The organism is Calditrichota bacterium (assembly GCA_014359355.1).
Lineage (GTDB): Bacteria > Zhuqueibacterota > Zhuqueibacteria > JANLFK01 > Oleimicrobiaceae > Oleimicrobium.
In genome coordinates this window covers 1-1,512 of the sequence record JACIZP010000251.1, presented here as the reverse complement: position 1 = coordinate 1,512, position 1,512 = coordinate 1, and the positions used below count along the sequence as shown (strand labels likewise).

General features: G+C 60.3%; 2 protein-coding genes. Both read right to left on the bottom strand.

Going from position 1 to position 1,512, the window contains the following annotated elements:
• Positions 1-821: ABC transporter permease (locus H5U38_11110; protein MBC7187573.1), on the bottom strand; the 821-nt coding region annotated here is incomplete at its 3' end.
• Positions 822-828: 7 nt separating this feature from the next.
• A partial coding sequence (locus H5U38_11105) for a lysine--tRNA ligase (GenBank protein MBC7187572.1) occupies positions 829-1,512 on the bottom strand: 684 nt, incomplete at its 5' end.

Below are 1,512 nucleotides of genomic sequence, written 5' to 3'. Positions count from 1 at the left end.
TGCATCCAGGAGAAGAGGTTGCGGTTCATGTCAAACCAGGTGGTGGTGCGGTACGGATACCCAAGGCGGCTGTCGATCTGCTGCGCCACCCAGCGTGCGTTGGATAGGTCGTCCAGCCGCAATTCCAGCCCGGTAACCCCTTGCCCCATCTTGAAAAGCTTCTGGGCGGACTCCAACGAGATGTAGGCAAAGGTATCGTCGTACTGGTACAGACCGGTCTGGAAGTAGCCAGTCACGCGAAACTGCATCACAGGCGGCATGGGCCCAAACATGCCCGTGACCCCCACCGGACTGATGATGGTGACCTTGTCGCCAACTCCCACCACCAGCTTGTCGGCCAAGTTGAACCCCAATACTATGCCAGGGAGAGGTCGCTCGCCCTCAGGGCCTGCGGCCATGCCCAAGTCGAGCTTACCGTATACGATGTTCCGCTGCAAGTCCGAGACTTTGACTACCGTCTCCGGGTCCACCCCTTTGATCACCAGACCCTCGCCGCTGCTTTCGGCAGAGCGGATCAGGCCTTTCTCCACGATGTAGGGAGAAATGCCCAGAATATGCGGTATGTCCTCGATCTGGCGAATCACCTGGCCATAGTCCTCGATACCGCGGTCATGGTAGGTACCCACGCGCAGGTGGGCGTCAAAGCCAACGATGCGGGAACGCACCTCGCTTTCGAAGCCATTCATGACCGAGAGCACAATGATCAGCGCCGCCACACCGATCATCACGCCGAACACCGAGATGTAGGTGATCAGCGAGACGAAGCCGGTGCGGCGCTTGGAGCGCAGATGGCGGCTGGCGATGAGGAGCTCGAAATTCATGGTCCGCTCAGTGCTCCGGTCGCATATGCGGGAAAAAGATCACATCCCGCAGCGAGTGCGCATCAGTAAGAAGCATGACCAGGCGATCGACGCCAATGCCCAGGCCGGCAGTGGGCGGCATGCCGTACTCCAGGGCGCGGATGTAGTCCTGGTCCATGACCTGCGCTTCCTCCAGCCCTGCCTCGCGCAGACGCATCTGCGCCTGGAAGCGGGCCGACTGGTCGATGGGGTCGTTCAACTCGGAGAAGGCATTGCCAATCTCCTGCCCGGCGATGTAGGGCTCAAAGCGCTCCACCAGCCGGGGATCGTCGCGATGCTTCTTGGCCAGCGGGGACAGTTCGATAGGGTAGTCCATGACGAAGGTCGGCTGGATGAGGTGGGGTTCCACAAACTGACTGAACAGCTCATCGATGATTTTGCCCCTATCCCAGAAGTGTTCCACCTCCACCCCCAGCTCGGCGGCGATCCCCCGCAATTCTTCCACGGTCTTGTCGTACAGGTCCTTGCCGGTGTAGTGGCGCAGGGCGTCGAACATCTTCAGACGGCGCCACGGCGGCTTGAGGTCGATGCGCTGCCCCTGATAGACCACGGTGGTGCTGCCGGTGACCTGCTCGGCAATGGTGCTCACCATCTGCTCCACCAGCTCCATCATGAAGTGATAGTCCTCGTAGGCCACATAGAGCTCCATCAT